The following is a 21,761-nucleotide window of genomic DNA, read 5'->3' as shown; positions in this document are numbered from 1 at the left end:
TTTTTCACTTTTCACGGGCTGTGGCGTGGAGCCGGGTAAGCGCCTTCTCGATTAGCCCGCGATGCATCGCGAGGTTGTGGGCTCGATCGCCTCGAATCTCGAGCAAGTGCAAGCCGGGATGATCGAGAGCGTATCCGACTGCGGCGTTGAATTCGCTCCACGAGCCGGCGCGCGCGTATCGTGCCCGGCCCAGTGCGGAAGCCCGCTCGAAATCGAGTCCGTGCGGTGTCGCGAAGAAGGTTTCGAAGCTGTCGCCGAGCGCGGCCTGAGGCAGAAATGAGAAAATTCCGCCGCCGTCATTGTTAATCACGGTCACGAGCAGATGGACGGGGTAACGCGCCGCGATTTGCAGGGCGCCGATATCGTGGAGCAGGCTCAAGTCGCCGAGCACGAGAATGGTCGGCGCTTTTCGCGCGGCGGCCGCACCCAGGGCAGTTGCGAGCACTCCGTCGATGCCATTGGCGCCGCGATTGCAAAATAGCGCGGTGTCGCGGTCCGACTGTCCGACGAAAGTATCGAAGTCGCGCACCGGCATGCTGTTGCCGGTATGCACGGCGCAACCGTCCGGCGCCAGCCGCATCAGCTCGGCAACGACCTTGCCCTCGAACATCGTGGTTTCATCGGCGAGCATCGCGTCGAGCACCGCGCGCGATCGCGCCGATGCCGCAAGCCACGAATCGAGCCACGGCGATATCTTCGGCGGGTCATCAAGCGATTCGAACAGCGCGTCGCACAGTTCAACTGTCGCGACCGGCGCTACGTCGGAGGCGATTTGAAGCGGATCGGGCCAGGTTCCCGGCTCTGCGACCATCAGGTGGGATCGGCGCGGTCGCGAGGCGAGAAATTGTCCGAGGCACTTGGAGACGGGAGGATCGCCAAACTGGATCACGGCGTCGGGCTGATTAGCCGCACAAAACGCCGGGTCGCGAAGCAGGACGTCGTAGGCATCGACAATCCTCGAGCGGTCGTGATGGCCGGCACGAAGACCCGACAATGGATCGGCGAGGATCGGCCAGTTGAGCCGCGCGGCGAGCCGCGCAATCGAGCGGGCCGCATCCGGCGACGGCGCGGCGGGACCGGATACTATCAGGCCTCGATCGCAGCCGCGCAGCTTGTGGGCGAGCGCGCCAATCGAATCGGGCAGCAGACTCGGGCGCGCGGGATAAACCTGCGTGTACGGCGAGCGCGATTCATCCGCCGCGAATTCGCTTTCACTTTCGTTGATGCGTGCAAGCGCCTCGCGTTCCTCGTTCACGTCGATAAGCGGTTCGCGCATCGGCAGGTTCAGATGCACCGGTCCGGCCGGCATATCCGCCGCGGTAGCGAACGCGCGGCAAGCGATCGTGCGGTAATAGCTGTCGAGGTCGAGGCCCGCGACGGGAGTGGCGAGATCGACGCTCCATCGCGCGTGACTCCCGAACATCCTGACCTGGTCGATGGTCTGTGGGGAGCGGCAATCGCGCGCCTCGGGCGGACGGTCGGTGGTGATGACGATCAGCGGAATCCTGGACAGGGAAGCCTCGACGACGGCGGGCATGTAGTTGGCCGCGGCGGTGCCCGAAGTGCATACGAGGATGACGGGGCGGCAGGTATCACGCGCCATCCCGAGCGCAAAGAATCCGGCGCTGCGTTCGTCGAGGATCACCCATGGCCGAATTGCGGGCGCACGCAGCAGGCCGGTGACGATCGCGGTGGAGCGGGAGCCGGGCGAGATGCAGGCGTTGGCGACGCCGGATCGCGCGAACTCATCGATCATGATGGCGGCAGCGTGGCTATTGGGATTACGCGATGGTTCCAAGGGGGGTGCTCCCAATCAGGGCGGTCAGCTTATTTTCAGTCTCGGCAAATTCCGCTTCGGAGTCGGAACCCGCGACGATCCCGGCGCCCCCGAAGAGGTACATCCTGCTGCCGTCGATAACGCCTGCGCGCAGCGCGACCGCGAATTCACCCTGGCCCTTGGCGTCGATCCAACCGACGGCGCCGGTGTACCAGCCGCGCTCCGGTTCTTCGCGTTCGATGATTGCGCGGGCAGCTTCGCGCGGCACACCGCATACGGCGGGCGTAGGGTGAAGAAGTCCGGCGAGTTCGATGACGCTGCGCGGTTCACGCAAGCGGCCCTCGATCCGGGTGAACAGATGCTGCGCCTCGGGCAAGAGCATCAGGCGCGGCTGCGCGGCAACGTTCAACGGCGAAGCCACGGGCTCGAGCGCCGACGCGAGCGCATTGACGACATATTGGTGCTCTTCGAGGTTTTTCGCCGAACCGAGCAGCGAATCGCCCAGCGCGCGATCTTCTTCAGGGTTGTCGCCGCGCGGCACGGACCCCGCCAGCGCGCTTGAGGTGACAGTTTCTCCGTCGAGCTCGACCAACCGTTCAGGCGTGGAACCGACGAACGAGGTAATCCCGGGGCTGACGAAGAAGTTGACGCATGAGGGGCGCGCGGCGCGCGCTGAATCGATGAAACGAGCAGGATCGATCGGCGAAGCGGTTTCGATCGCCAGGCGCCGCGACAGCACGACCTTTTTGAGCGCGCCGGCAAGGATTTGTGAGCGGACGCGTTCGACGCGCTCGCGCCAATCAATCCGCTCCAGTGGTGTCGTTGCCGATGGCCGGAGTTCCAAAAGTGGCGACGGATCTTCAGACCGATGACAAGAGCGTGGGGGCTGGAGCGCTCGCGCGAGGAGACGATCGACTGAGTCCCGGTCGTCCTTTGCCCAGGTCATAGTCAGGGTGCATAGCGCGCCACGGCGAACCCACAAAAGCCTGGGCAGGAAGATCCACGCGGGCGGAAACTCGCGCCATTCGTGCGCCTGGCAGGCGCGATCGGAAAAGCCAAAGCCTCCGACCATCAACGGACCGCCGCCCGGATTACCGCTACGACCTGGATTTAACGAGCGGAGAAGCTCGCGGGAGCGCTCCGAGACATCCCGGAATCGGCCGACGCCCGATGCTCGAAACTCCGCAACTGCGCCCGCCGCGGCGATAGTCAGTCCGTGGTCGGGCCGTTCCCAGTAGAAGAGCGGGGCCGCGCCGCAGCCGCGGATCGCGCGGAGCAAATCGACAGGTTCATCGACTGGAACTGTCTCGGAAAAAATCGAGTCCGGATAATTCATCGCCACACAATTCCCTAACGGCTAGCGGTGTCCGGTGATGAGCTGAACGGCGCCACCGAGCAGGCGGCGCTTGTTGAGATCGCGAAACCCCGCGTCGGTGAGCATCGCCATCATGCGCGCCTCGTCGGGGAGGTAAGTCACGGAGGACGGCAGCCATGCGTATGCGTCGCGATCGACGAGCCGGCCCACGAGCGGCACGAGCTTGTGAAAGTAGATGCGATGCCCGGCGCGGAGGATGGGCGAGGCGGGAGTATCCACTTCGAGGAGCGCGATTTTTCCGCCGGTCTTCAGGATGCGGAAACATTCGCGAAACGGGTCTTCCAAATTCGCAAAATTGCGCAGCGAAAAGCCCGACACGACCGCGTCGAAGGAGCCGGCGCGCAGGGGCAAGCGGAGTGCGTCGGCACGGATCAAGCTGGAACACGCGGAGCGGCGTTTCACCTGCGCCACGCGCAGCATCTCGTGCGAGAAATCCAGCCCCACGACGCGGACGCCAATCCTCGCGAGGTCGGCACAGAAGTCACCACTGCCACAGGCCAAATCGAGCGCGCGAGAATCCCTCGGCAGCGCCAGCGCCTCGACCGCGTCCCTTCGCCAGCGCCGGTCCATGCCGAACGTCATGAGGCGATTCATCAGGTCGTAGCGCGGGGCGATCCGATCGAACATCGCCTCGACCACGGCCGCCTTGGCGTTTGCTTCGGGCATATTCATCGCTGCGCGAGCCGAAGCCTGACTTCTCCAGCCGTGCGCTGCGCGACGCGAAAGGCTTTCTTGTCGCCGCTATCCTTGATCCGCGCCAGCGCGCGTCCGACCAGCAAGCGATGAAAGTGTTGTGCGACGAGAGAGACTACGATTGGCAACATCTCGCGAAATGCGTCGGCGACTGCCTCGACGTCGTCACCGTCCCTGCGGCGGCCTCGGACATACGCGTTGAAAAGATCGATTGCCTCGTCCACCGTATCCCCGGTCGCACGATGATGCTTGACGGCAATCTCGAGCAGGCGGGTGATGGGCAAGCCGTGTTCGAGCAAACGCATGACACCGCGCGTGGCCTCGAGATCGACGTCGGAATAAAGGTTGTTGCCGGTCTCGCCGGCGACCGCTTCGCGCAGTTCGGAGCTGTCCACCAGATCGAGCAGTCCCTTTGGAATCCCGAACCGATCCGCGAATTGGGTACTGGTGTAACGCGCCTCGCCAGCCGTTTCCTTGACGGCGGCGACCAGCGCTCGATCGACGACATCCTTCTTCGGACTGCTGATGAGGGTTTTGACCACCTTTAGCGGAAGTCCGCGTGCGGACATCGACCGGATCAGGCGCAGGCGCTTGAGGTGTGAATCGTTATAGACGGCAGCGCGGCCGCGACGGCGAGGACCGTCGAGCAGGCCGAGGCTCTGATAATAGCGGATGGTATCCACAGGCAAGGCGGAAGCCCTTACCAATTCCGGCAAGCTGTACGACTTCATGAGCATCAACTCTTAGAGTAATTGCTCACGGAGTCAAGAGAAAGATTTGGTCAGGCGTCAGCGGCGAAGCGCGCAGGCGTCAGCACGGACGCGTCGAATCTATTGGTCGCGCCGCTGACAATCAGATCGGCGGCGATTTGGCCGATGGCGGGACTGCTCTCGATTCCGAAGCCGGCCTGACCCGCAAGCCAGAAAAATCCCGCGACGCGAGGATCGGCGCCAACTACGGGGACCGAGTCGGGTGAGAATGTGCGAAGCCCGGCCCATTTGCGCTTCAAAGTGCGCGGCACGATCGCGGGCGCGAGCGCGCGCAGACGCTCGAGCGCGGCGGCAATAACCTCGTCGTCAGGCTGAGCGTCGCATGGAAGGACGGGTTCCTGATCCATCGGGCTCAGCAGCAAACCGCCCGACTCGGGCGCGAAGTAGAGCTGATCGCTTTCGCTGATGACGAACGGCCATCCACTCACGTCGAGGCCGGGCGCGGCAGCAAAGGTGACGATAGTGCGGCGACGAGGTTCGAGCCGTATCGGCATCGCACCGGCCATGTTCGCGACCGGGCCGGCCCACGCGCCGGCGGCGTTGACAACGCATCGCGCGTGAAGGGTGCCTGCGTCGGTCACGACCGCGCGGCAGCGGCCGTTCTCAACCACTATCGCGCGAGCTTCGCTCCCGGTGCGAACGACAGCGCCGCGCCGGCGCGCGTGACGGAGATAGCTGGTGAGCAGTTCGTGCACGTCGATGCGGCCGCAGGCGGTGAGCATCAGCGCGCGCTCAGGTTCCTCGAGGAGGAGGGCTGGCACACGAGCCTTCGCGGCGGCGCAACTCAGCGCCTGGAACGCCACGCGGTCCCGCCGCAGTCCGCCAGCCACGAGCTCGAACACGTTCAAGATGGGCCGGCGAAAGAGAATCATCACCGGGGTGGGAATCAGGATGGGATTGTCGGCGAAGCCGGGCGGAGGATTTCGCAAAAATTTCCCGCCCATCGCTTTGAGGCCCTGCACGGCGGGGATCGGATCGAACTCGACGAGACTTGCGGCGCTGCGGCCGGTCGAGTGATAGCCGTGCTGGCCCTCTCGCTCCAGGAGCGCCACGTTGGTCACTCCGCGCTCGGTCAGAAAGTAGGCGAGCGAGGCGCCGGCGATGCCGCCTCCAATAATGACCACGTCAAATTCGGTTGTGTTTGGCATTGACACCACCCGGGCCGCCGAACCGGTCTATCCGGCCTGCGTCAGATCGATCAACTTTGAAGCGGTTGCGAGCTGATCCGCATGGAGAGCCGCACTTGCCAACGCTTCGGCATCGCGGCGGCCGAGAATCGGAGCGGTAAGCGTCATAAATTTCCGGGTCAGATTCTCCCGCTGCGCAACCAGGTCGGAGGCCGGCTGTCCCGAGTCCGCTTCGGCTTGAAAAACTCGTCCGTTGCTTTTGACGACGACCGTCGCGCTCGTGGTCGGAATCTTTTCGGCGCGCACGACGCGGATCCGATCGCGCAAGGACACCACGCGCGCCTGCGTCACGCTTGCATCGGTGAAGGTCTCGAGATTGCCGGTATCTTCCCCGAGCAGCGCCATCGCGGTCGTCGCGCGCAAGCTGAATTTCCCTTCGAGGCCGGTCTTCGGCTCCTGGATATTGCACACGCCGAAAAGCGCGGGATGAACGCGCACCGCCACTTCATCGATGGAATTGGGATCGACGCGATGCTCGGCGCGAATCCGTTGCGCCGCATTAATCGGCGCGTGCGTGAGATAGCACGAGGCGTGGTACTTGAAGAGCGTGTCACGAATCAGGAAGCGTCCGCCAAATCGATCGAGGACTTCGCGCGATGGTGCTGCGCCGGCGTGCGTAGCGGCGAATCCCTGCGCGGTCTCGATAATTTCGGGATTGGAAGTGTAGCCGCCGCGCGCGGCGAGTGCGCTGAACAATCCATTGGATGCGGCGCGCCCCGCGTGCAGCGGCTTCGCCATCGTTCCGAAACCCGACTTGAGCCCCGCGGCTTGCGTACCCGCCAGCCCGAGTGCGCGCAACCATCCATCCTCGTCGAGCCGCAACATATGCGCGCATGCGGCCGCGGCGCCGAAAGTTCCAACGGTGCCGGTGGAGTGAAATCCGATCGCGTAATGCTGTCCGCCGATCAATGCGCCGAGCCGGCACTCCAGTTCGATGCCGATGAGCAGCGCTTCGAGCACGTCGCGCCCGCTTGATCCTGCGCTCTCGGCCAGCGCGAGCACCGCAGGGATCACCGGGACGGACGGATGACCGCCCATCACCGTGTGGGTGTCGTCGAAATCGAGCGCATGAGCCGCGGCCCCATTAACCAGCGCTGCCGACAGCCGCGACGCGCGCCGCTTGCTCCCTATCAGTCCGGCTTCAGACGATCCTTCGGGCTTGACGATCTCATCGACGAGAATCTGCGTCAGCGGTTCACGCGATCCGGCAATTGCGACGCCGAGGAAATCGAGGATGCAGTGGCGTGCGACCTCGCGCGCATCTTCCGGCGCCTGTTCCCATCGCATGGCGCGAACCGCACGGACCAAACCGAGTGTGGCAGCGAAATTTTCCGGCGTTGCTGAAGTACTCATGCGGTCACGCTCCGTCGAATCGCCCAGGCGTTGAACCCTTTCATACGTGCAAAATCTACCACACATTCTGCAGCTTGCCCGGTGCCGCAAGGGTGGGTTATCGTCCACGCCAAGCGGGCACAGCCCGCCCATCAACAAGGAGATCGCTCACATGCGTGAAGTTTCTATAGTCGGCGCCGGCATGATCAAGTTCGGCAAGTATCTCGACACCAGTATGAAGGTTCTCGCGCGTGACGCGGTAAATGGCGCGCTTTCGAGCGCCGGGATCGAGCAAAAACAGATCGAGGCGGCGGTCGTCGGAAACGCGGCCGCGGGCCTCATCACCGGCCAGGAATGCATCCGCGGACAAGTCGTGCTGCGCGAGATGGGCATCGGCGGCATCCCGATCGTCAACTGCGAGAATGCCTGTGCCAGTTCCTCGACCGCGTTTCATCTGGCGCACCTGTACGTCGCCTCGGGCATGTACGACGTGGTGCTCGCGCTGGGCATGGAGAAGCTTTACCACGCGGATAAGAAACGTACGTTCGCGGGATTCAGCGGGGCCGTCGATGTGGAATTGGTGCAGCAGCTGCTCGCCGACATGAACGCGCAACAGGCCCGGCTCCAGGCCGAGCGCGAAGCTCGCGGCGAGGCGCCGAAGAAGGCGGGGGGAGCGGGAGAATCGCGCTCGATGTTCATGGACTTTTACGCGGCGGGCGCCCGCGCGCACATGATGCGCTACGGCACCACCCGCGAGCAGTTCGGACGCATCGCGGTGAAGAACCATCGCAACGGCAGCTTGAATCCGCACGCGCAGTATCAAGAGGTTTACAGCCTCGAGGATATTTTGAGCTCTCCGATGGTGGCCGACCCGCTCACGCGGCTGATGTGTTCGCCCATAGGCGACGGCGCCGCAGCGGCTATTCTGTGCGCTTCATCGGTGGCCCATCGCTATACCAACAAGCCGGTCAAGGTTCTCGCTTCGCTGTTGTCGTCGGGCTCCGATCATGGCTTCGACGAGCCGGGCGTGGTGCCCCGGGTCGCGAAGCAGGCCTACGAGAAGGCGGGGGTTGGTCCAGAAGATCTCAGCGTGATCGAACTGCATGATGCGTCGGCGCCGGCCGAGTTGATGACCTATGAGGAACTTGGGCTGTGCAAGCCCGGCGAGGGCGGGAAGATGATCGACGAGGGCGTCACCGAAATTTCCGGCCGCATCCCGGTGAATACGTCAGGCGGGCTGCTAGCGAAAGGTCATCCGGTGGGCGCGACGGGAGTCGCGCAAATCTGCGAAATCTTCTGGCAGTTGCGCGGCGAAGCCGGAAAGCGCCAGGTCAAAAATCCGAAGGTCGGGCTTACCGAGAATGGCGGAGGCATGGTTCGCGCCGAAGCAGCGGCGGTGTCGATTCACGTCCTCGGGATCTGAGCTGGGCGGATTACGCGCTGTCCGCATGATCGACCCGCCCCTGCGGGTCGATCTGCGTTGCGAAGATTCAGCGGGGGCTGCCGAAATGAACTAGGGCGTGGCGAAGGTGTACTTGCCGTCCTTGAACTCGATCCATCGCCCGCGGTCCGTGACCTGGCCGCCCACGTCGATCTGCGTGCGCAAAATCATCAGTTCCTCTTCGGTCGGCACCTCGAGAATCTCCAGCTTGGGCGCGATCGCCGGCTTGAAACTCATTTCCTCGAGCACCTGTTCCAGCGTGACGAAGGGCGCGATTGCCTGGATCATGAGCTGGCAATCGGCGCCGTACCCGAACATCGCCCACGGCGTGTAAACCCGCCATGGACCGGTGCCGGGCGGAAGGCCGTGGCGCTCGCGGGCGCCAGGACCGTCGAGAAAACCCGGCGACGAAATGAAGTCCACTCGATCGACGAATTTGCGCTTCTGCTGATCGGTCACCAGGATTGTGCGCCATGCGAGCGCTGCGATGCTGTCGGCGCCGCCGGGTCCCCCGAAGCGCCGGCCCTCGCCGCCTTCATATTTGCCGACCACGGTGGAATTGACGTTTCCGTAGCGATCGACCTGAAGCGTGGCGAGGATGCCGTAATCGACGTAGCCGAGTTGCGCGAGGTCGGCCGCGTAATTCATCGTGCCCCACTGAAGCGCGCGATAATTGGCGGGCGAGCTGATCATCGTCATCAGCGGATCGAACGGCACCCGAGCCTCGGGCCCGACGCACCCGTCCTCAGTCAGGTACTGGAGGTTGGGCGCGCTCATTCGCTTGGCGAGCAGGACAGAGTTCATCGGCTCGCCGCCGCCGCCAACCCAGTAGATGTACTTGTCGTCGACCAGGCGTGAGATCTGACAGATGACGAATTCGCGCTCATTGAAGTCGGTAGCTGGAGTGCTCACGAGGCATAGCCCTCCCGGATAGTTTCGCGCCGGCGGATCTCGGCGAGTTTTTCGGTTCCGACGACTTTCTGCAGGTACTCATCGTGCGAACCCACCGAGTACACGTGTTTCTTGAGGTACTCGGTGAAATCGCCGCGGAACATCGCGCCCATCGCTTCGATGACTCCCATTGGATCCGACGCGTAGTATCCCTGCACCGTTCCCGGGTAGGCGCCGAACGGGGCGTGCACGACCGCGTCCACGGTGAAGTGCGCGATCGAGGTGCGCGCCGGATCGCGCCGGAATTCATCGGTCGAGACGATCTCTTCGGCGGACACGATCACTCGCTTGGACGCGAGCGCGCATTCCGCATGCGCGATGCCGGTGCCGAAGACGCGCGCGTTACCGAACTCGTCGGCCTGATGAACGTGGATGATCGAGACATCGGGATTGAGCGCCGGGACAATCAGAACCGGTTTTCCGGTGAAGGGGTCTTCGACGATTTTGCAGCCTGAATGCTGAAATCCGTCGGTCCCGCCGAAGCTGCGCGCCGGCATGAAAGGTATCCCCATCGCACCAGCCTTCAGGCGCAGCGTTATCACCGCATTGGAGTACTCGTAGATGGTGCACTTCTTTTCGCGCACCGCGCGCGCGATCCACGGGCCGAAGCCGATGAATCCGATGTCGATCCGATCGGCGCATCCCGCTTCAACCAGGATCGCGCATGCGACATAGGTGAACTTGCCGCACAGCCATAGATTTTTTTTGCGCTGGCGGACGATCTCGCGAATCAGCGACGACGGTCCGCGCTGAAAGTAGTTGCAGTCGTATGCGAGGTAGTCGCCGTCGCGTACGAAGCGCTCGACCGCCTCTTTGTGGGTCATCAACTTCGAGACCATCTGATGCGGTTTATTGTCCCGCACGCTCGCCCGATAACCATCGGGATCGACTTTCAGATAGTCGGCTTTGCCTTCTTCCAGAATTCGCATTGGCTCAATTCTCCCGAACCTCTCGAATTGCCGGCATCGCTGCGGTTCAGATTTGGATCCCGGACTGCAGCTGGATGCCGTTGTGAATCAGGAAACTTCGGACGGCGTTTCCACGCTTGGCCCGCTCGCGGCCTTCGGCGCCGCCTTGCGCCTGAAAATCGGTTATCCGTTCCGCCATCGAGCGCCTGCCCTTTATGCTGATCTTGGTTTCCTTGCCCTCTTTCCTCAGCAGGCAGGCGGCGACGATCTCGTCGGGGTCGAGTTCGAGCGTGGCGCAGAACTCGGCAAGCAGTGCGAGCCTCGATTTATCCTCGTTGGGCTCGATGCCCGATTGCTCGCGCAGTCCCTGGTACCAGGTCTTGACCGAGTCGTACTCTTCGAGCGGTTTATTTATTGACGCCATCGTTATTTTCGAGCGGTGCGTAGTTCTATCGGTCGATTGCGCGGTTCGAGGCAGCTTACTCGGGAAGACCGAACATCCTCGCGAGCGCCTTGATTTCCTCTTTTCGCCACGGCAGCGGCGCCTGCGCCTGGATCATCTTCGCCGCCTTCATCCGCTCGGTCACCTTGGGATCGCCCTTGAATGGTTTTCCGTATTCGCCTTCGAAGAAGATCTCTTCCAGCGGCGGACGCGGACGCTGTCCGCCTGCTTCCCACGACTCCGCCGGATAACCGACCAGCAGCACCCATAGCGGAAGCCAGTCCTTGGGCGCCTTGACCAGCTTGTTGATCGCGTCGTGCTGAAAGGCGGTCAGGCAGACGCCAAGTCCCTCGTCAACCCCAGCGAGCATCGCCTGGCAAATCGCGATGCCGGCGTCCGACGCGGCGGATGCAGCCACCGATGGCAGGTTCGAGCCTTCGGCCAGCGGCTTGAGAATGTTGGGCCAAACGAAATCATCGACGAACTTGTGACTCCAGCCGTGGGTCGCATTCAACGCGCCGACATCGACCAGCTTCTTCAGCCGCGCCTGAGCGCCCTTGTACGCCCCCATATCGACGTAAGTGTAGATGTGCACCGGGGCCAGCTCGATGGTGAGTGCGGAGACCGGAGTCTTGAGCGCGTCGAGTGTTTCGCGGGGGATATTGTCCCGGATCATGACGATCGCTTTTAGGAAGGTCGCGTTGACCGCGCATGACGCGAGCCGCGCCGCCTCCAGCATGATCTGAATCTTCTCGCGTTCGACGTTGCGCCACGATTGGAAGTAACGGATCGATCGGCGCCGTCCTACTACTTCTTTGAATTCCATCGACTATTCCTCCAGCTAAAAAAGGCCGCTCTGGGACGTGAGGCCCACCGCATCAGATTCTGTTTGCCGCAATTTCACCAGCCCGGCGCCACTGCCCGGCGGAAGCTTACGCCGACCGCAGTCGCGCCGACAAGCGCTACGATCCCGATCAGGCGTTGAATGCGGAGGCGGCCGGCATACTGGCACTGCGGGCGCTGCGTCCATTTGCAAAGCTGCGCGGATAGATGAGACAAAACGATTCAACCCGGGAAAGCCTCATTCGACAAGTGGAGCCTGCGCGAAAATGAAACAACTGATCGATCTGCATGGAAGGCGTGCACTGGTAACGGGCGGCGGCCGCGGGATCGGCCGCTCGATGGCGCTTGCGCTGGCAGACGCGGGCGCGGAGGTCGCGGTCGCCGCTCGCTCGCAGGGCGAGCTGGACGCGGTCGCAAGCGAGATAAAGGAGCGCGGGCAGCGCGGCTTCGCGGTGATCATCGACGTGATGAGCCGCGAGCAGATTACCGCCGGCGTCGATGAGGCTGCGCGCAAACTCGGCGGTCTCGAAATTCTGATCAACAACGCGGGCGGCGTGATCGCGGAGAACCCACTGCACCTCGATCCGCTCAATCATGACCCGCGTGCGTTCGAGGACAACCTGTTCCTGAACCTGACCCAGGCATTCTATGCGACCCATGCCGCGCTCCCCTACATGATCAAACAGAAGTGGGGGCGCATCATCAGCATCGGTTCCGGCTATGCGAAAAACGGCGGCGGACCGCTGGCCTATTCGGCCGCGAAGCACGGCCTCATCGGTTTCACGCGCTCGCTTGCTTATGCCGCCGCCCCGCACGGCATCAATGTGAACGTGCTATGCCCCGGATGGACCAACACCAGGATGGTGGACTGGAACATCCTGGGCGCGATGATGGGGGTGAGTGCGGGCGACGCCAAACGATTCGCCGAGAGCCAGAACATTCAGAAGCGAATCGTCGAGCCCGATGAATTGGGCGCGATGGCGGCGCTGCTCGCATCCGACGCCGCCAGCGCGGTGACCGGACAGGTCATCAGCGTTGACGGCGGCTTCATGATTTAGCGGGGTTGGATAGCACACCGCGGCGCGCACCGCCTCGCTCTATTCCAGGTGATCGATCACCTTTCCGAAGCCGAGCGTCATGTCGCTAAGCATGTAGCTTGCTGCAATCACCCGCTTGACCGGCAGCCGGTTCCACGGGTCCAGGCGCGAGCTCTCCGCGAAAGCGATCGAGCCGACGCCGGTCCACGCCTCGATTACTCTGGTCTCGATGTGCGTCTCGATGATCTCAGCGCATAACGGACGCCCGTTTTCTTCGGGGGAAGGAATCAGGCGCATGCTGACCGGCGGCGGCGCGGCGGAATGCCCGTTGCCGGCCGGCCGTTCCGGGCGAACGATCGCGCTGGCAAGGCGGATGCTTGCCGGACGTTCGAGCGTTCCATAAATCATGTCGCGATCGTTTTTGAATTCAATTTGCGCGAGCTTCTTCGGAAAACCCCAGATTTCGCGCCCGGCCAGCATCGGCGGCTCGGTCGTCACCGCGATGTGCATGACGTAGTTCATCGGGCGGCCCTTGTGCTCGACCAGAACCGAAAGAATCGCTTCGTTGTAAGGACCCAAAGTGGTCCACGGATATTCGTAGAACGAAAGTATCGCGGTGGCCGGCTCGCTCAGCGTCAGCGGCGCCGGCAATGCCTGCAGCGCGGCTTCGAGGTCAGTTTCGAATGCGACCACGATCGAGCGAGTGTTGCGATAGTAGAATGGCGGGCGCTGATACGCGGCGGCGTCCGCCGGCATCGAGTATTCTGCATTGCCAAGATTGAGGCGTCCGTGTTTGGCCATACTGCGATCCTCCGGGAGCGGGATTTTAATACTTGTGGCACTCGTTCGAATTTTGAACAAGCGCGCGAACTAGTGGCGCCACAGGATGTGCGCGTCCTCGAGTGGAATCCTCGCTCCGCAATGCGATGGAACGATGCGAGGTGTGTAGTCCGATGCCGGACGCGAAGCGGGGACATCGGCGGCATAGATGCGCCACGCGTTAGAAGGCTCGGGGCTGTCGCTGGGCGTCATTTCCAGTAGAAACGGGGGCTCAGAGTCGAGCGGATCTGCATAAAGCTGTACGCGCACGCAGTCGGCGCGCAGCTCTCCTAGATGCACCTCAACCCGCAGTGAGTGCTTTTGTGGAGAGCTCTCGACACGAAGCTCACCGAATCTCAGCGACGCCCAGTGCTCGGCCAACTCTTGTTTCCATTGGAGCAGGGATCTGCCGTAGGCGCCTTCGTCGGTTGCCCGCTCGTGATATGCCGCAGCAGCAGGGAGATAATATTTCTCCGTGTACTCGCGCACCGCCCGATTGGCCGAGAAGAGCGGGGTCAAGCGTGACATACTTTCACGCATTCGTGTGACCCATTCGATGGCGAGGCCATTGTTGTCGCGGTTGTAGAACGCCGGAATGACCTTCTTCTCCAGAGTATCGTAGAGTTCTTCCGCTTCGGCCGCGTCCCAGCCCGGGTCATCGCCATGCTCCTGGCCATTGCCCAATGACCAGCCGACTTGGGGCGAGTATGCTTCGGCCCACCAACCATCCAGCTCCGACAAATTGAGGCCACCATTGACGAGTACTTTCATTCCGCTGGTGCCGCATGCCTCCCAAGGCCGGCGAGGAGTGTTGATCCATAGATCAGCGCCCTGTACCAGCCGCTCGGCCAGTACCAGGTCGTAGTCGCTGAGAAAGACCGCGTGGCGCCGCACGTCCGTCCGCTGGACGAAATTAACCCAGGCCTTGACCAGCGCCTGGCCGGCGATGTCTTGCGGGTGGGCCTTGCCGGCCATCACCAGCTGAACCGGCCGTTGTGGATTCGTCAGAATGGAAACGAGGCGTTGCGGGTCGTGCAGGAGCAGATTGGGGCGCTTGTATGTTGCAAAGCGGCGGGCAAAGCCCAGCGTCAGGGTGCCTGGATCGAAAATACTCTCCGCGGCTCTAGGATCTTTGCCACGAGAGGCAAGCTCACTGGCTAGCCGTTCTCGCACGAAGCGAACCAATTCGACCCGATGCTTGGCGCGAAGTTCCCACAGCGCGCTGTCCGAGGCGCGGCGTATATCAGCGCCGACCGTCTCCATGGTCCCGCGCCAACGCTCGCGGCCACAGGTTTCCGTCCATAGCGCATCGGCAGCCGCGGAATCCCAAGTCGGGGTGTGGACTCCGTTGGTGACATGTTCGACCGGCACCTCGGCTTGGGGCCAACTGGGAAAGAGAGGCTGGAAAATTCGCCGGCTCACGACGCCATGCAGGCGGCTGACGGCGTTGATTGCTCCGCTTCCACGAATGGCCAGGTAGGCCATGTTGAAGGGCTCATCCTGTTGGTCCGGATGCAGGCGGCCCAGCGCCAGGAGACGCGAAAGGTCTATGTGAAGCTGCTCTTCGGCGTAGCGCCCGAGGAAACGTTTTATCAAAGCGGGAGCGAAGCGATCGAAGCCGGCCTCAACGGGCGTGTGGGTTGTAAAAAGATTGCCGGCCCGTGATATGGCCAGCGCGTTTTCGAAGGGTTGACCGGTGTCTTCCATAAGGCATCGTGCGCGCTCCAGCACCGCGAATGCCGCGTGTCCTTCGTTCAGATGGCAAACTTCCGGTTTGATCCCGAGGGCGCGCAAAAGCCGCCAGCCGCTGATCCCGAGCACCAGTTCCTGCGTCAACCTGAGTTCAGGTCCGCCGCCGTAGAGTTCGCTGGTGATGCCGCGATAGGCCGGCGCGTTGGCCGGGTCGTTGCTATCGAGCAGATAAAGTCTCAGTCGGCCGACTTGTGCCTGCCAGGCACGCAGCCACAGTTTCTGGCCAGGCAATTTGACGCTCAGCCTGAGCCACTCGCCATCCTTATTGCGCACGGGGGTTACAGGTATCTGGCCAGGGTCGTTGTAGGGGTATGATGCGCGTTGGCTTCCGTCGGCGTCGATGATCTGGCGAAAATAGCCTTGGCTATAGAGAAGCCCGACAGCGATGAGCGGAACGCCGAGGTCACTGGCGGCTTTTAACTGATCGCCGGCGACATTGCCCAGCCCGCCCGAGTAGATGGGGAGTGCTTCGCTGAGCCCGAACTCCATACTGAAGTAGGCGACGCAATTTAATGGCGGGTTACTATGAGCGTGCTGGAACCATGCAGGGCTTTTGAGAGCGCGGCGCTGTTTTTCCAGTCGCTCCTTAACCTGATCCCGGAATTCCGGATTGCTGCGGAGCGACTCAAGTCGGGTCCGGGAGCAAGTTTGCAGAACGACCCACGGATTATGGGTGAGTGTCCAGAGCTCCGGCTCGATCTTGCTCCACAGCGGATCGGTCGAGTGGTTCCAGCAATTTCGCAGGTCCAGAGCCAACTCGACCAACGCGCCGAGATCTTCGGATTCTGACTCCTGCAGAGTCTGATGCAGGTCCGGCATTCGTGCCCCTTCACTCTAAACAGGCGGGTTTAGGCGCACGCGCCCGCGGTTAATCGACAGGTGCACTTCCAGCACCAGGCTTCTCAGTTCGTCATTCACCCCGCCGCGCAGCGATCTGGCAGCTTCGCAGGCGAGATCGTCCAGCGATAGCAACCCGACCAATGCTCCGTCCCGATTGACGACCGGAAGCCGGCGTGTACGGTGCTGCCGCATCAGTTGCGCTGCGGAACCCAGCTCGTCCTCAGTTGTGCAGGATACGACCTTGTGGGACATGGCTTTCTCAGCCCGTATCTCCTTCAGCGGCCTGCCTTGGGTATAGGCGGCCATGCAGACGTCCCGGTCGGTCAGAAAGCCGATCGGTCTGCGTTGGTCATCGACCACCGGAACAGCCCCGCAAGGCTCTTCCCACATTATTTGCGCCGCCTTGTTCAGCGAATCTTGCGGACGGCAGGTTTTGACGGCACGATTCATGATCTGTTCAACTTTCATCGGCGTCTCTCCGAAGTACACAGCGGTGATTCAGTGGCGGGGCCGCAGATTTCGAAGCCCCCGGGTGTTGAGAACGTCTTCTTTTTCGATCCAGCCGCGCCGCGCCTGATTGACGCCGTAATCGAGCAACGCTAAATCGCGAGTCGAATGCGCGTCGCTTGAGATGACGAGCTTGACGCCGGCCTGTTTGGCCGCCATGCAGGCAGTGTCGGTCAGGTCCAGGCGCTCGGGCTGGGAGTTGATTTCCATCGCACAACCCTCCTCGCGGGCGACCCGGAGGATTTCACTGAAATCGAACTTGCTGGGCTGGCGACGATCGAGCAGGCGGCCGCTTGGATGTCCAATTACATCGACGTTGGGATTGCGAATCGCCTTGATCAGTCTGCGCGTCATCTCGACGGGATTTTGTTCGAGCTTGTAATGGACTGAAGCGACTACCCAGTCGAGCTCGCTCAGCGCATCGGCGGGCAAATCCAACCTGCCATCGTCCAGGATGTCGACCTCGATGCCCTGAAGCAGCGTGATGCCGGGGAGTTTTTTCCTGATTCGTTCGATTTCCCGCTTTTGCTCGTGCAAGCGCTTGGGATCGAGGCCATGGGCCATCGCCAGGTGGCGAGAGTGATCGGTAATTGCAACATATTCCAGACCGTTCTCACGAGCTTGACGCACCATATCTTCGATCGATGCGCGTCCGTCGGTGTACAGAGAATGGGTGTGAAGGTCGCCGCGAAGGTTCTTGCGCTCAATCAATTTGGGCAGCTTGCCGGACGCTGCTGCTTCTATTTCGCCGCGGTCCTCGCGCAGCTCCGGTGGCACCCATGCAAGCCCCAGGGCGCGGTAAATCTCTTCTTCCGTCCTGCTCGCGATGACGTCATCGTTGCGAAAGAGTCCGTACTCGTTGAGCAAGAGTCCGCGCGCCTGGGCGATGCGCCGCAGATGCACGCAGTGGGACTTGGATCCGGTGAAATAGGTGAGCGCCGCGCCGAAACTCTTCGCAGCGACTGCGCGCAGGTCCACCTGCAGACCGCCTTTGAGTACGACGCTGGTCTTGGTCTCGCCCGAGCCGATTACCTCGGTGATACCGGGGAAGGCGTTGAAATGCTTCATGACCGCGGCGCAGTCAGCAGCGGCGGCAACCGCGTCGAGATCGCCGACGGTCTCACGCCGCCGCCGAAAGCTGCCGGCCAGCTCGAACTCGCGGACTGCCGTGCATTTTCGCAAGTAGGCTTCGATCTGCGCGGCGATTCGCGTCGCCTCCGCATACAGCATTCGCTTTCCCTGACCGGTCTCGCGCCGGAGCAATGATTCGCGGATTCGATCCTCTATCTTCGGTCCAAAGCCGGGGATTTTGCGGATCGCTCCGGACTTGACGGCTTTATCGAGATCGTCGCGGCCGCGAATCTGCAGGAGGTCGATCAGAAGTTTTAAGCGCTTGGGACCCAAGCCTGGAATATCTCTCAGTTCGAGGAGCTGGGGCGGGAACTTTGAGGCCAACTCGCGATGCAATGGCAGGTCGCCGGTCTGAACGATCGTCGTTATTTTTCCCGCCAGATCGGCCCCGATACCGGGAATATCGTCGATCTGTTCCTTGCTTAGACTGGCGACCTGCGCCGTTTGATCGCGAATCGTCCGGGCGGAGTTGCGGTAGGCCCGTACGCGAAAGAAATTCTCGCCCGCCAGCTCGAGCATACTGGCGGTCTCGTCGAGGACGTTGGCGACTTCGTCGTTTTCCATCGTCACTGTATCTCGTCGCGATGGTGGAGCTCTTGCACAGTCAAGATCCGGACTGCCTACAAAGCCGATCGCCTCTTGTCCAGGGTTATCGCCATCTCAGTGATGGACGGCAAGGACCTTGAAGCCGTACTCCTTCAACGCGTGTGCCGCGCTTTGCGCGCTGGTCGAAGGAACCAGCACGAATAGAATCTCATGTGCCGGGTGATTTCGCTTTCGCTGGTACGTCCCGACACCGAGCAGAGGACAAATCGCCTGAACGAGGCTGGTTGCGGCCTCTATCTCTCCGGAGCCCTCCAGATCGAGATCGATTCTGGAACTGCCCTCGGAAGCATCTCCGAGTATGGCCTCCAGCGCCCGCAGCATATCGGTGGCGGTTATGATGCCGACCAGCTTGCCATCCTCGACCACGGGAAGACTACCAATTTTGTTGGTTATAATCAGGTGAGCGGCTTTCTCGACCGGGGTGGAAGGATGAACCGAAAATGGATGGCTGCTCATGACCGCATCGACCCGCGTGTAAGCCAGCTGCCCGAGATACTGGCGTGTGTCACGGTCGGTCAGAATACCGACTAGTCTTTCCTTATCCACCACCGGAACCTGCCGGAACCTGCCCGCTTCCATTCTCTCATGTGCTGCTTCCAGCGTGTCACTCGGCGCGACAGTCACAGGCTTTGGGGTCATCAGCTCGGCAACAATCATTGGCGCTCCTTGAGCGAGTCGCTCATACAAACGACGGAGCTGTGAAGTTAGATCTGTAAACTAGAGGCCTAGCACTTTTGGAGCAAAAAATCGAAGCGGCGGGCCCATCTTCACGAGACCGTCACAATGATCAGCGACCCAGGCGCGCGCGCGTTCAATAAGGGCCACGGGCCATAACCTATGACGCCCTATCCATAGGCCGAATATATGACCGAAACCGGCTTTACCGTCCGCCCGACAATCGCCGTTGGCTCGGGGCTGAGTCCTATAAGAGAAAGCTTAATCCGCCAGGAGCACGTCTAATCCGCGGCGATTGCGGCGCGCTCGGCGGCGCGGGCGGCCGCGTAGCGCGGAGCGAGCAGCGCGGTGGCGGCAAGCAGCAGGATTGCCTGCGCGCCAAGCGTTTGCACGGTCGGGAAAATTCCGATCGCCGGGAGCGCCGGGACGTAGTCGACGAAAGTTGCCGCAACCCAATCGGCCTCTTGCAGGCTCGCGACGCCCTGACCGATGAAGATCAATCCCATCGCGTAGAGCATCACCGACGTCGTCTTGAAGAGCATCGCTGACGGAATCTTACGCGCGCTCCAATCGATTATGACGAAAAGGGCGGCCAGCGCGACCGCTGCGGCGGCGATTCCGACGGCGATCGCATAGCGCTCGGCGCCCGCGGCCGCGCCTGCCGAAAGCGCCTGCAAGAAAACTATCGTGTCCGCCCCCCTGCGCACCACGGCGAGAAAGGCGGTCATCCCCAATGCTAGGGCCGGCAGGCCGATTCGCTCGGATCGACTGTTCGCGGTCAGCCGCGAGACGACATAGAAGAGCGTCGCGGCGGCAAGCAGTTGAAAGACGCCCTCGAGCGTGTCGCTGGCATCGTCACTGATCAGATAGTTGGCCGCGATGGCGAGCAGGATGCTGGCGACGATCGCCGCGGCCGCGCCGGCGAAAATGTCGCGCCGATGGCCGTGGCGGGCCGCCTGGCGGGTGGCGGCTGTCAGGGCAACGATCACGAGTATCGCCTCCGTCCCTTCGCGAAACAGGATGCCCAGGGAATAAAGGAGGTAGGGAATGGCGGATTGGGACATGGCGTTTGCTGATGCCTCTTCAAGACCTCGAAAGCGTTGAAAACACCGGAGTTTTGGCGCCCGGCCGCAATGCGCTGCGAAGCTAACAAGGTAAAATGACGCCGCGATGAAAGAAATTTATCGAAGCAATCAATTCTGCGTTGCCGGTGGCTCCGCAAAACTTGAACCGCGCGTTACGCTGCGTGGCTGGGATGTACGCGGGTCAGCGGCGCGATCAGACAGGCGCTGGGTTGAGACCCAGGATCCGGAGTGCGCCGGTCAAGCTCAGGACATCGTTGGTGCCGTCCTCGATCAGAGACGCGCGTGCGTCGCGGAAGATCTTCTCGATCGGGTACTCGCGGCTGAGCCCGTTGCCGCCGAAGATCTGCAGCGCGTCGGAAGCGATCTCGAACGAGGCCTGGGTGCAGAAGGTCTTGGCCGCGATCGCATACTCAAGGTCAATTGCCGGCGGAGGATCGTTGTGTACCATCACGGCCCGCGACAGCGCGCGGCATGCCTCGACCCGGGTGAACATGTCGAACAGGCGCTTCTGGACGAGTTGATGCTCGCAGATCGGCTTGCCGCCCTGGATGCGCTGCTTTGAGTAGTCCATCGCGGCCTCGAAGGCGGCGCGCGCAACGCCGGTGAACACCGCCGCCATCGTGCTGTTTGCGTTGGTCAGCGTAATTGCCGCCACCATCGGGAAGGCCTCGGGCGTGGCGAGCACGTAGCGGTCCGGGATGCGCACGCTGTCGAAGAAGATCTCGCCCTGGTTGAGCGCCCGCTGGCCAATCTTGTTGAGCGGTTTTCCCTTGGAGACGCCCGGCAGATCGAACGGAATGAACGCGACCACGCCCCCGGCCGGCTGGCCGCCCATCGGCGGCGCCATCAGGTACACGATTCCGTGTGTCGAAATCGTGCCGTTGGAAACCCACGCCGCCTTCTGGCCGTGGACCACGTAGGAGTCGCCCTCGCGCCGGATGGTGGCGCGGCCGGAGCGGTTCGCTTCACCTTCGCTCGCAAGAAACATCGCCCAATCCGAGCCGTGATTCGGCTCGGTCACCGGCCATGATCCGATAAAGCGGGCGTCGCGGTCGGCGACGAAGGGCTTGACGAAAGTGTCGATCAGTTCGGGATTTCCGGTAACCGCCAGCGCGCCAAACGGAGCGCCCGCGACGCCGAGGCTGATCGCGAGGTCGGCGCTGCCCCATCCGAGCTCTTCCAGGAAGATCTGCATCCCAAGCCCATGAAGGCCGAGCCCGCCGATTGCTTCGGGGAAAGAAGCGGTGTGATAGCCAAGCGCATACGCCCGGCGCATGAAGGTCCAAAGCGCAGAGCCGGGCGCGATGACATCTTGCGGGTCGGGCAGGCGGTCGAGTTCCGTTGCGGCCGGCCGCAGCACCTCTTTGGCAAAGCGGTGGACGTTTTCCCTGAGCGCGCGAAGGTCCGCGGGGATGTTACGGTCGATCTCCATGTAAGCGTCCATTGCCAACCTCCCGCAGCCTGCTAGGGAACCTCTGCACAAGTCGATCGATATAGGTAGATCGATATAGGTAGAATGAAGTTGATCGATGGATGGGTGCGGAGGTGGAGTGATGAGTGAGCAGCGGACGTTCGCTTCGATGGCTTGGA

Annotated in this window: 19 protein-coding genes; 2 read left to right on the top strand and 17 right to left on the bottom strand. The window is 62.2% G+C overall.

Features of this window, described 5'->3' with window-relative positions; translation table 11 throughout:
• Nucleotides 1–4: 4 nt before the first annotated feature.
• The 6 genes from menD to ABSB13_RS09275 are packed head-to-tail and all read right to left on the bottom strand — an operon-like array spanning nucleotide 5 to nucleotide 7,155.
• Complete coding sequence (gene menD, locus ABSB13_RS09300) at nucleotides 5–1,798, bottom strand: 2-succinyl-5-enolpyruvyl-6-hydroxy-3-cyclohexene-1-carboxylic-acid synthase (protein ID WP_428107613.1); 1,794 nt, start codon at nucleotides 1,796–1,798, stop codon at nucleotides 5–7.
• Entirely contained in the window at nucleotides 1,782–3,113 is a 1,332-nt protein-coding gene (locus tag ABSB13_RS09295; protein ID WP_428107611.1) for an isochorismate synthase, read from the bottom strand. The genes menD and ABSB13_RS09295 overlap by 17 nt, the downstream gene beginning before the upstream one ends.
• A 21-nt stretch (nucleotides 3,114–3,134) precedes the next feature.
• The gene (locus ABSB13_RS09290) at nucleotides 3,135–3,818 is read right to left on the bottom strand and encodes a ubiquinone/menaquinone biosynthesis methyltransferase (RefSeq protein WP_428107610.1); all 684 of its coding nucleotides are present in this window, start codon (nucleotides 3,816–3,818) and stop codon (nucleotides 3,135–3,137) included.
• 2 nt (nucleotides 3,819–3,820) lie between these two features.
• On the bottom strand, nucleotides 3,821–4,576 hold the full coding sequence (locus tag ABSB13_RS09285) for a MerR family transcriptional regulator (RefSeq protein WP_428107608.1): 756 nt from the start codon (nucleotides 4,574–4,576) through the stop codon (nucleotides 3,821–3,823).
• Between the two features lie 50 nt (nucleotides 4,577–4,626).
• On the bottom strand, nucleotides 4,627–5,763 hold the full coding sequence (locus ABSB13_RS09280) for an NAD(P)/FAD-dependent oxidoreductase (RefSeq protein ID WP_428107606.1): 1,137 nt from the start codon (nucleotides 5,761–5,763) through the stop codon (nucleotides 4,627–4,629).
• 27 nt (nucleotides 5,764–5,790) lie between these two features.
• Nucleotides 5,791–7,155 (bottom strand): MmgE/PrpD family protein, encoded by a 1,365-nt coding sequence (locus tag ABSB13_RS09275; protein WP_428107605.1) that lies wholly within the window; start codon nucleotides 7,153–7,155, stop codon nucleotides 5,791–5,793.
• A 151-nt stretch (nucleotides 7,156–7,306) separates the two neighbouring features.
• Between ABSB13_RS09275 and ABSB13_RS09270 the strand changes: the two genes are divergently transcribed.
• Nucleotides 7,307–8,557, top strand: a complete 1,251-nt coding sequence (locus ABSB13_RS09270; protein ID WP_428107604.1) for a thiolase family protein — start codon at nucleotides 7,307–7,309, stop codon at nucleotides 8,555–8,557.
• Nucleotides 8,558–8,647: 90 nt separating this feature from the next.
• On the opposite strand, the gene ABSB13_RS09265 is transcribed toward ABSB13_RS09270, so the two are convergent.
• Genes ABSB13_RS09265 through ABSB13_RS09250 form a run of 4 tightly spaced genes read right to left on the bottom strand, consistent with a single transcriptional unit; the run spans nucleotide 8,648 to nucleotide 11,702 of the window.
• Entirely contained in the window at nucleotides 8,648–9,487 is an 840-nt protein-coding gene (locus ABSB13_RS09265; protein WP_428107602.1) for a CoA-transferase, read from the bottom strand.
• Nucleotides 9,484–10,455 carry a CoA transferase subunit A gene (locus ABSB13_RS09260; protein ID WP_428107601.1) on the bottom strand — a complete coding sequence of 324 codons (972 nt, stop codon included), beginning with the start codon at nucleotides 10,453–10,455 and terminating at the stop codon, nucleotides 9,484–9,486. Before ABSB13_RS09260 ends, ABSB13_RS09265 begins: the two co-directional genes overlap by 4 nt.
• Before the next feature lie 46 nt (nucleotides 10,456–10,501).
• Nucleotides 10,502–10,858 carry a hypothetical protein gene (locus ABSB13_RS09255; protein WP_428107600.1) on the bottom strand — a complete coding sequence of 119 codons (357 nt, stop codon included), beginning with the start codon at nucleotides 10,856–10,858 and terminating at the stop codon, nucleotides 10,502–10,504.
• Between the two features lie 55 nt (nucleotides 10,859–10,913).
• Nucleotides 10,914–11,702, bottom strand: coding sequence for a nitroreductase family protein (locus ABSB13_RS09250; RefSeq protein WP_428107598.1), 789 nt, complete (start codon nucleotides 11,700–11,702; stop codon nucleotides 10,914–10,916).
• Nucleotides 11,703–11,985: 283 nt separating this feature from the next.
• Between ABSB13_RS09250 and ABSB13_RS09245 the strand changes: the two genes are divergently transcribed.
• Nucleotides 11,986–12,777, top strand: a complete 792-nt coding sequence (locus tag ABSB13_RS09245) for an SDR family NAD(P)-dependent oxidoreductase (protein WP_428107597.1) — start codon at nucleotides 11,986–11,988, stop codon at nucleotides 12,775–12,777.
• 39 nt (nucleotides 12,778–12,816) lie between these two features.
• Here ABSB13_RS09245 and ABSB13_RS09240 read toward each other — a convergent pair whose 3' ends face one another.
• The 7 genes from ABSB13_RS09240 to ABSB13_RS09210 form a co-directional block, all read right to left on the bottom strand.
• A complete protein-coding gene (locus tag ABSB13_RS09240; protein ID WP_428107596.1) occupies nucleotides 12,817–13,557 on the bottom strand; it encodes an acetoacetate decarboxylase family protein in 741 nt (246 codons plus the stop codon).
• A gap of 69 nt (nucleotides 13,558–13,626) precedes the next feature.
• Nucleotides 13,627–16,146 (bottom strand): alpha-glucan family phosphorylase, encoded by a 2,520-nt coding sequence (gene glgP / locus ABSB13_RS09235; RefSeq protein ID WP_428107594.1) that lies wholly within the window; start codon nucleotides 16,144–16,146, stop codon nucleotides 13,627–13,629.
• Between the two features lie 15 nt (nucleotides 16,147–16,161).
• Entirely contained in the window at nucleotides 16,162–16,635 is a 474-nt protein-coding gene (locus ABSB13_RS09230) for a CBS domain-containing protein (RefSeq protein WP_428107593.1), read from the bottom strand.
• Between the two features lie 30 nt (nucleotides 16,636–16,665).
• Nucleotides 16,666–18,369 carry a DNA polymerase/3'-5' exonuclease PolX gene (polX, locus tag ABSB13_RS09225; RefSeq protein ID WP_428107592.1) on the bottom strand — a complete coding sequence of 568 codons (1,704 nt, stop codon included), beginning with the start codon at nucleotides 18,367–18,369 and terminating at the stop codon, nucleotides 16,666–16,668.
• Nucleotides 18,370–18,465: 96 nt separating this feature from the next.
• Complete coding sequence (locus tag ABSB13_RS09220) at nucleotides 18,466–19,068, bottom strand: CBS domain-containing protein (RefSeq protein WP_428107590.1); 603 nt, start codon at nucleotides 19,066–19,068, stop codon at nucleotides 18,466–18,468.
• A 299-nt stretch (nucleotides 19,069–19,367) separates the two neighbouring features.
• On the bottom strand, nucleotides 19,368–20,258 hold the full coding sequence (locus tag ABSB13_RS09215) for an FTR1 family protein (protein ID WP_428107635.1): 891 nt from the start codon (nucleotides 20,256–20,258) through the stop codon (nucleotides 19,368–19,370).
• Nucleotides 20,259–20,364: 106 nt separating this feature from the next.
• Nucleotides 20,365–21,615: an acyl-CoA dehydrogenase family protein gene (locus tag ABSB13_RS09210; RefSeq protein WP_428107589.1), complete on the bottom strand. Its 1,251-nt coding sequence runs from the start codon at nucleotides 21,613–21,615 to the stop codon at nucleotides 20,365–20,367.
• Nucleotides 21,616–21,761 lie beyond the last annotated feature (146 nt).

This window comes from Binatus sp. (SeqCode), from assembly GCF_050013435.1.
Classification (GTDB): domain Bacteria; phylum Desulfobacterota; class Binatia; order Binatales; family Binataceae; genus Binatus.
This window is presented reverse-complemented; position numbering and strand designations above follow the sequence as displayed.